This is a genomic window from Bradyrhizobium sp. SHOUNA76 (assembly GCF_023006445.1).
Taxonomy (GTDB): domain Bacteria; phylum Pseudomonadota; class Alphaproteobacteria; order Rhizobiales; family Xanthobacteraceae; genus Bradyrhizobium.
The window spans coordinates 1-1,538 of record NZ_JALBHA010000848.1 but is presented as its reverse complement, the minus strand read 5'-3'; the positions used below and the strand labels follow the sequence as shown (position 1 = coordinate 1,538).

Annotated in this window: 2 protein-coding genes; both read right to left on the bottom strand. The window is 66.4% G+C overall.

Annotation, left to right across the window (positions count from 1 at the left end):
• A partial coding sequence (gene xylA / locus MOV74_RS37850) for a xylose isomerase (protein WP_246932582.1) occupies positions 1–1,214 on the bottom strand: 1,214 nt, incomplete at its 3' end.
• The coding region (locus tag MOV74_RS37845) for an FGGY-family carbohydrate kinase (protein WP_246932580.1) at positions 1,215–1,538 on the bottom strand (324 nt) is incomplete at its 5' end.

Here is a 1,538-nt window from a genome sequence, read left to right as displayed (position 1 = left end):
TGGCCTCCGAGAATGGCGCGGCCCTCGGGCCCGGCCCATCCCTCGTAGCGTTTGGCAAGCGGCGTCGTGAGCGCGCCGGCATCGAGCATGTCGGCCGCGGCGAGGAAGGCGCGCGCGCAGGCATCCATCGAGCCGACATGGGCATGGATCAGGTCGTCCGGATCGATCGACTGGCGGCGGATCTTGGCGTCGAAATTGAGCCCGCCCGTGGTAAAGCCGCCGCGATTCAGGATCTCGTGAAACACCAACGCCAGCTCCGGAACGTTCATCGCGAACTGGTCGGTGTCCCAGCCGAGCAGATCGTCGCCGCGGTTGATGTCGAGCGAGCCGAACACGCCGAGCGCCTCGGCGAGCGCGACCTCGTGATGAAATGAATGGCCGGCGAGGATGGCGTGGTTCTGCTCGATGTTGAGCTTGACGTCCTTCAGGAGGTCGTAGCGTTCGAGGAAGCCGTAGCAGGTGGCGACGTCGAAATCATATTGGTGCTTGGTCGGCTCCTTCGGCTTCGGCTCGATCAGGATCGGGCCCTTGAAGCCTATTCTGTGCTTGTGCTCGACCACGAGCGCGACGAAGCGGCCGAGCTGGTCGAGCTCGCGCTTGAGATCGGTGTTGAGCAGCGTCTCGTAGCCCTCGCGTCCGCCCCACAGCACATAGTTCTGGCCGCCGAGCCGGTGCGTCACCTCCAGGGCGGCACGGACCTGGCCGGCGGCATAGGTGAAGATTTCGGGGTCCGGATTGGTCGCTGCGCCCGCCATGTAGCGGCGGTGCGTGAACAGATTGGCGGTGCCCCAGAGCAGGCGGACCTTCGCGGATGCCATCTTCGCCTCGAACAGATCAGCGATGGCATTGAGATTGGCGACGGACTCGGCGAGCGAGGCGCCTTCCGGCGCGGCATCGACATCGTGGAAGGTGAAATAGGGCACGTCGAGCAAACGGAACAGCTCGAACGCGACGTCGGCCTTGGCCCGCGCCTGCGCCATCGCGTCGCCGCCCTGGTGCCACGGCCTCAGGAACGTCTCGCCGCCGAAGGGATCGCCGCCCGGCCAGCAGAACGAATGCCAATAGCAGACCGCAAAGCGCAGATGATCCTCGAGCCTGCGGCCGTGCACGAGGCGATCCTTGTCGTACCAGCGGAACGCGGGCGCTTGTCCCGCGTCCGTGCCGGCGAAGGCGACAGGTGCACTCGCATCGAAGAATTCGACTGACGCGTTCACTTAAAGAGTCTCCTTCAATGCGGGATAAAGCGCACGCCATCGCCGATAGGCCTCGTCATAGGCCTCGGCGACGGATGCGCGGGGCATGAAGCTCGCAAGCCGCCGCGGACGAGTGCAGACTTGCGCCGGATTCTCACCTGTCGCCGCGAGCCGGCCCAGCCGTGCAGCGCCGAGGGCCGCACCCACCTCGCCCTCTTCGACGCGGTGGACGGGAATGCCGAGCACATCGGCGCAGATCTGCGCCCACAACGGCGCGCGCGAGCCGCCGCCGACGAGATCGAGCTCGGCAACAGGCCCGCTCGCCCCGCTCAGCGCCGCCAGATT